This window comes from Nocardioides sp. CPCC 206348 (assembly GCF_048654705.1).
In the GTDB taxonomy this organism is placed as follows: domain Bacteria; phylum Actinomycetota; class Actinomycetes; order Propionibacteriales; family Nocardioidaceae; genus Nocardioides.
Window position 1 is genome coordinate 23,309 of record NZ_JBMCZA010000006.1, and the last position, 6,834, is coordinate 30,142.

The following is a 6,834-nucleotide window of genomic DNA, read 5'->3' on the forward strand; positions in this document are numbered from 1 at the left end:
CCCGGCGCTTCGGCACCGACTGCCCCGGGGAGTCCTACGCCCCTCAATGACTGCCTCGGCAGCCGTCCCGAAGGAGGAAAGTCCCATGTCTGTCTACCTGAGCATGCAGCGCGTCCGGTTCTCAAGCCCCGACGCGTACGAGAAGTTCAAGGTGATCTTCGCCGACACGCGGAATCACCTGATGAAGGTTCCGGGTTTTCTTCACCTGACGTGGTGGGAGCACCCCGACGACGACGGCTGGTTCAACGAGTGCAGCTTCTGGACCAGCAAGAAGGCCCTCTATGGCTGGCACCTGGACACATATCACAAGCACGCCAAGGCGTGGGCTGCCAACGGCGCAATCATGGAAGACATCATCACGAACTTCGAGCTGGTGGGCACCAGGCTCCTTCGGATCTGTCCCTGCTGCGGCGAGCTTCAGGACAAGCCCTACGAACTTGAACACGAGCAGGCCGTCCTCGCAGAACCGTGCCCCAAGTGCGGCTTCAACTTCCCTGTGCTGCACGAACAGCCCTCCAGCTTCGCAGTCTTCAAGGACGCCGAGGCCACCGATTCCGCCAACACCGAGGACGCCGACCCCGCCCTCTCCCTGGACTGACGAGGAGTACGACCAATGACTGACCAGCTTGTAGACCCTGCCACCTTGACCCTGCCCGCGGTGCGTGATTTCCTCGCTTCCCGCAAGCAGCTGTTCATCGCCGGAGATTGGGTCGATGCCGCAACGGGCGAGACCTTCGACACCATTGACCCCGCGACCGGCGAGGTGCTTTGCAGCGTCGCCAAGGGTGGGGCCGCCGACGTCGACCGTGCGGTCAAGGCCGCCCGGACTGCGTTCGAGGGTGAGTGGAGCCTCTGGACGCCTGCCCAGCGCCAGCGTGTCTTGTTCCGAGCCAGCGAGATGATTCGTGATCGCGCCGCCGAGTTCGCGCAGCTCGAATGCCTCGACAATGGCAAGTCGGCTGCGGTTGCTGAGGCCGTGGACATCACGTGGGTGGCAGAGCTCTTCGCCTACTACGCCGGTTGGGCAACCAAGATCGAAGGTCGCACGATCGCCGTGTCCGTTCCTTGGGCCCCCGGTGCTTCATGGCACTCCTACACGCTGCGTGAGCCGATCGGTGTGTGCGGCGCAATCGTGCCCTGGAACTTCCCGCTCGTCATGGCAGCGTTCAAGGTTCCGGCGGCCCTTGCCTGCGGGAACACCGTTGTACTCAAGCCCGCCGAGCAGACACCCTTGACGGCCCTGCTCCTCGCACAGGTACTCGCTGAAGCCGGTCTGCCCGATGGTGTCTTCAACGTCGTCACCGGTTACGGCGACGCGGGCGCGGCACTGGCCGGCCACGACGACGTCGACAAGATCGCCTTCACTGGCTCCACCGAGGTCGGAAAGCTGATCGTCGACGCCGCGAAGGGCAACCTGAAGAAGGTGTCCCTCGAACTTGGGGGCAAGAGCCCCCAGATCGTCTACGCCGATGCGAACCTCGATTTGGCCATTCCGGGCACGGCCTCAGGCTTCCTGTTCAACCACGGCCAGACCTGCACCTCGGGATCTCGGCTCCTGGTCGAGGACAAGATCTTCGACGAGTTCACCCAGGGCGTGGCCGAGGTGGCTCGGTCGAGCAAGATTGGTCCCGGTCTGGACCCGACCAATCAGATCGGTCCCCTCGTTTCGGCAGAGCAGCTCGCCCGTGTGACTGGCTATATCGACGCCGGTCTTTCGGATGGGGCTCGAGCACTTGCCGGTGGCGGCCGGCACGGCGACTCCGGGTTCTACGTCGAGCCGACCGTGCTCGTTGACGTGGAGGACTCGTTCAGCGTCTACCGCGAGGAGATCTTCGGGCCCGTGGTGGTTGCGACCCGTTTCAACGCGGAACAGGGGGTTCAGGCAGCGGCCAACGACACGCCCTACGGCCTCGCCGCAAGCGTGTGGACCAGGGACATCTCCAAGGCGCACCGAACCGCCAAGGAGATCAAGGCGGGAACGGTGTGGATCAACTGCCACAACGCGTTCGACACGGCCCTTCCGTTCGGTGGGTACAAGCAGTCTGGATGGGGCCGCGAGCTCGGTGCAAGCGCGATCGACATGTACACCCAGACGAAGTCCGTCAACGTGAATCTTTGACGGACGAGGCTCGGTGCGGAGGCTGGGGGGCCTCCGCACCGGGCTGGCCACTTCGAGCGGCGGCCATGTCATGGCCGCCGCTCGAAGTCGGGTAGATGAACGTTGGCTCATAGCGCGGGCTCAAATGCACCGCAGGAGGTGGGAGATCCCATGCATGAAGTGAAGGCAGTCGTCGCGTTGTCGCCGAAGGCCCCCGTCAGTCTGATGACGATCCGCGTACCTGACCCGGGCTCTGGCGAGGTTCTGGTTAAGGTCCTGAGCTGCGGGGTCTGCCACACAGACCTGCACTATCGAGACGGCGGAATCAGCAACGACTTCCCATTCCTGCTCGGCCATGAAGCGTCAGGCATTGTCGAGGCGGTGGGACCAGACGTGACCAGCGTTGTCCCCGGCGACTTCGTGGTGCTGAACTGGAGGGCCGTGTGCGGACAGTGCCGCGCGTGCAGAAGAGGCGATCTCCAGTATTGCTTCAACACGCACAATGCGACCCAGCGGATGACCCTGCTGGATGGCACGCCGCTGTCGCCCGCTCTGGGCATCGGTGCCTTCGCGGAGAAGACGTTGGTGGCCTCGGGACAGTGCACAAAGGTTGACCCTTCTGCGCGGCCGGCGGCCGTCGGGCTACTTGGTTGCGGTGTCATGGCTGGGATCGGCGCCGCGATCAACACTGGAGCCGTGAGTCGCGGAATGAGTATCGCCGTCATTGGTTGCGGCGGCGTCGGCATTGCAGCGATCGCCGGAGCAGCATTGGCTGGCGCCTCGCCGGTCATTGCCGTCGACATCGACGCGCAGAAGCTCGACAAAGCCAAGGAGCTCGGCGCGACTCACACAGTCAACTCATCGCAAGTGGACCCGGTCGAGGAAATCAAGCGAATCTGCGCGGAAACCCACGTCGGCGCCGAGGGCGCGGACGTAGTCGTCGAGGCCGTGGGCCGTCCGGAGACCTGGAAGCAAGCGTTCTACGCCCGCGACCTCGCTGGCACCGTTGTCCTGGTCGGTGTACCTACGCCTGACATGAACGTGCCCGAAATTCCGCTGATAGATGTCTTCGGTCGCGGAGGCTCGCTGAAGTCGAGCTGGTACGGAGATTGCCTTCCCAGCCGCGACTTTCCGATGCTGGTGGACCTCTACCAACAGGGCAGGCTGGACCTGGACGCCTTCGTGACCGACGAGATCGGACTCAGCGAAGTCAATGAAGCATTCGCCCGCATGCATCAGGGCGACGTGCTTCGCTCGGTGGTAGTCCTCTGATGGCTGGGACCAGTGGTCCGATTCGGATCGACCACGCCATGTCTCACGGCACCTTCACCCTGGACGGCGAGACCTGGGACGTCGACAACAACATCTGGGTCGTGGGCGATGACGCCGAATGTGTTGTCATCGACGCACCGCACTCCGTCGAGGACATCATGGCGGTGGTCGAGGGTCGAAGGGTCAAGGCCATCCTCTGTACCCACGGACATGACGATCACGTCCGCGTCGCGCCGGCACTTCGGGCGCGAACCGGGGCTCCCATCATGCTCCACCCCCACGACGAACCCGTATGGCGGCTCACCCACCCTGTCCAAGGCTGGGACATTGACCTCGCCGACGGCGCCACCATCGAAATTGCCGGAGCAGTGCTCGAAGTTCTGCACACCCCCGGACATGCTCCTGGGGCCGTGTCTTTCCACCTAGCCCAGTTGGGATGCGTCTTCACCGGCGACACGTTGTTTCGCGGCGGGCCAGGAGCCACGGGTCGTTCCTTCAGCGATCGGGCGACACTGGATGAGTCCATTCGCGCTCGCCTCTTCAGCCTCGCTCCGGACACCGTCGTCCATACGGGCCACGGCCCGGACACGACCATCGCGGAAGAGCGGGGGATAGCTGCCGCGGCACGTATTCGGCAGCTCATTGGTAAGCGGTTGCCGGGAGAAGAGGCGGTCCCGTGACGGCTGTGACGCACTCTCAAGGTCCAAGTTGCTCGCATGTCATCGGGCACGGGCGTGATTGATCGCAAGTCAGTGGTCGATGCCGTTGCGGTGTTCGGTCACGAGGGCTGGCTGTTAGCGGTCAGGGCATTGCGGTCGCTGAGTACGGATCGAACACGCCTGAGAGCTCATCTTGCGGACCACCTCGGACAAAGGGATTGGGCCTGCGCACCGCCGCAGCAGGCGATCTGGGGAATTCTCGTCGGATCTGAGGCTTAGTTGGCACTTTTCAGGGCTTGTCGTGAACGCCGTAGACCGCTGTCCGGGGCCCGGGACGATCCGTTTGGATAGTTCAACCCTCGAGGGTGGTGTAGATCACGATGTATCCGTCTACGCATGGACGGCTGTGCGTGATCGACCCACCTACGCGCCGAATGGTGAGGAGTAGTTGGTCCAGGTTGTGCGGGGCCACGGTGACGGTGTGCCAGGTCATGGTTTGCCACCGCGCACGACCTGGACCAGGTCGCCCTTCATGGCCTTGCCGCGCATGGGGTGTTCGGCGCGGGTGCGGGTGACGTTGAACCAACCGTCCCAATAGCCCGAATCTGGGCCGGGGCAGCAAGGCCCGAGGTCGAGGCGGACGTATCCGACCTCGCGGTCGTGGTCGATGACGCACGCTCCGTCGGTGATGGTGGATCCGAAGGCATCGCGTAGGTAGGGCAGGTTCTGGGTGAGTACGGCGTACATGGTGGCTATCTCCAATGGTGGCGGTCAGCTCGCTGTGAGCAGCTGGTCGGCTTGGGACCGCAGGACGGCGGCGGCAGTGCGGTGGGCTTGGACCGAAGGGGGATGAGGTGCCCAGTAAGGGACTGCGGCAGCCTGGGCGGCCGCGAGGGCGTCCTCGCGACTGGCGATTCGGAGGAGTTCTCCGCGCACAGCGCTGGCCAGGATGTGCCGGTCGCTGCACCGGTCAGGGGCGAGTTCTGTGTTGGGGTCGGGCATGGTCATCACCTCATCTGGGAGGACTGGTAGGTGCCCCGGGCGGGGGCGGACTGTGACCGGTGCAGAGCCGTGTGGAGCGCCCGGCGGCCGACCAAGGGGACGAAGTCGCGGACGCGCCTGGCCATCCACGGCACACCCTCGAGCGCGAGCGCGCGAAGTTCGCCGACGCGAGTAGTGGGGTCACCGTCGAGCTCGAGTGCGGGGGGTTCGAAGGCCAGGCCGTGTTGCTCGAGTTGGGCTGCGAACTCGTGAGCCAACGCTCGGTGTCCGAGCTCGGAGGGGTGCAGCCGGTCGAGGGACCAGAACTCGCGGTCGTAGACGCCCGGATGGTCGGCCAGGTCGACTTGCACACAGCCTCGGGCGTGGATCTCGTCGTAGATGGCGTTGAGGTCCTCGATTCGCCGCCGCATGGGCCGCGCCAGGAAACCGGGAAGGCCGAAGACGCGGCTGTGGTCGTGGAAGCGCACGGTCAGCAGTAGCGCTCCCTGTTCGACCAGACGACCGGCGGCGTGAAGGAGGTCCTCCCGGACCGCGGCGGGGTCCCAGTCTGAGCGCATCGTGTCGTTGAGCCCGACGATCAGAGCTGCCAGGTTCGGCCGGTGGTCGAGGGCAAGACCGAGTTGCTCGGATCTCATCTGGGCCGCGGTCGCACCGGGTTGCGCGAGGTTACAGAAGGAGACGTGGTGGTCGTCGGCGATGGCCTCACCGAGAAGGCGCGCCCAGCCTCGGGAACGCTCAGAGGCGCGGTCGCCCAGACCGTAGGTCACCGAGTCGCCAACGGCGGCGAAGCGCACGTAGTTGCGGCGGATTTCCATGACTCAGCACCCCGGAGTCCGTTACTCGTCCGCGTCGGCGGTGTCGCCGTGCCGGTCGGTGACCCAGGACCCGTCTCCTGCGTAGTGGACGTTGCCGCCCCAGCTACTTGATTCCCAGTCGATCATGAGGGGGCCTCCTCTTCGGACCGGCAACCTCATGAGTCAAGACCTGTCTCTTGGCTTCTCGTTACGATCGTTGACCGGTTCCTCAACGCTAGGTGGCCGGGCGAGCGACTGATTGCCCCGCAGTGACAGGTTGTTGTCAGTCCGCGACAGACCCTGGTCGGCGGCCATGTGTGTCTTCCGGGCAGGGGTATTGAGTGTGCTCAACTGGCATTGCACCGCTGCCCGAATGGATTCGATACCGACTCCGTCGGCGGTGCTCCTTGTGAGTTCTAGCCATGAGGGTGCGGTGCATCGTCACGGAGGCGACGCGGCGCTGGAGCGCCAAGAGACGCTTACCCCCGGCGTACCCGCGGCCGCAACATGTGCGGTTCCATGCGTTGATCTGTCCCAGTTCCAGGCGTGAAATCCCGCGTGCGACGGCCAGGGAAGCCATTCGTCGTGAGACGCATCCTTGCACCCGGGAGTTTGGTGGCAGGAGTGTCGGACGCTCTATCGCGTGCTGCGTTTGATTGGCCCGTAGACCGACAAGCTTCCCGCGATCGGGTCTCGTCGCGCTGCCGCAGCTCGGAGGCGCTTAGTGGTCACTCGTGGAGCGGTTGCCCTCAATCTGCCCTCACCAGCACCGAGATCGACCAGCATCGACCATGAGGAACGAGTGTGGCGACGGGGTTGTTTGCGCAGGTCAGAGGGCATTGTCGGAAGGTATCGACGAATGCTCGAAAGTGGCGTGAACGTTCCGCTTCAACGTCTGACATTGTCTTTCCTCCGCTCAGCACGCAACTGGTGAGTGCTCAGCGCGGGCAAGAGGTTCGTCGGCCGGGAGTTCGGCGTCCTCGGTAGGGTCCCTCCGTGGACGTGACCA

6 protein-coding genes are annotated in these 6,834 nt (G+C 64.5%); 4 read left to right on the plus strand and 2 right to left on the minus strand.

Going from position 1 to position 6,834, the window contains the following annotated elements:
- The first annotated feature begins 85 nt into the window (after positions 1-85).
- From ACOADB_RS00170 to ACOADB_RS00185, 4 genes are all read left to right on the plus strand, one after another.
- A complete protein-coding gene (locus ACOADB_RS00170; RefSeq protein WP_378595897.1) occupies positions 86-598 on the plus strand; it encodes an antibiotic biosynthesis monooxygenase in 513 nt (170 codons plus the stop codon).
- Between the two features lie 60 nt (positions 599-658).
- Positions 659-2,119, plus strand: a complete 1,461-nt coding sequence (locus tag ACOADB_RS00175; protein ID WP_378595898.1) for an aldehyde dehydrogenase family protein — start codon at positions 659-661, stop codon at positions 2,117-2,119.
- Positions 2,120-2,269: 150 nt separating this feature from the next.
- The gene (locus ACOADB_RS00180) at positions 2,270-3,370 is read left to right on the plus strand and encodes an S-(hydroxymethyl)mycothiol dehydrogenase (RefSeq protein ID WP_378595899.1); all 1,101 of its coding nucleotides are present in this window, start codon (positions 2,270-2,272) and stop codon (positions 3,368-3,370) included.
- Positions 3,371-3,408: 38 nt separating this feature from the next.
- Positions 3,409-4,050 (plus strand): MBL fold metallo-hydrolase, encoded by a 642-nt coding sequence (locus ACOADB_RS00185; RefSeq protein ID WP_378595900.1) that lies wholly within the window; start codon positions 3,409-3,411, stop codon positions 4,048-4,050.
- Positions 4,051-4,518: 468 nt separating this feature from the next.
- On the opposite strand, the gene ACOADB_RS00190 is transcribed toward ACOADB_RS00185, so the two are convergent.
- Together ACOADB_RS00190 and ACOADB_RS00195 are read right to left on the minus strand one after the other, a co-directional pair.
- Entirely contained in the window at positions 4,519-4,776 is a 258-nt protein-coding gene (locus ACOADB_RS00190; protein WP_378595901.1) for a hypothetical protein, read from the minus strand.
- 260 nt (positions 4,777-5,036) lie between these two features.
- A complete protein-coding gene (locus tag ACOADB_RS00195) occupies positions 5,037-5,846 on the minus strand; it encodes an SGNH/GDSL hydrolase family protein (protein ID WP_378595902.1) in 810 nt (269 codons plus the stop codon).
- Positions 5,847-6,834: the final 988 nt, after the last annotated feature.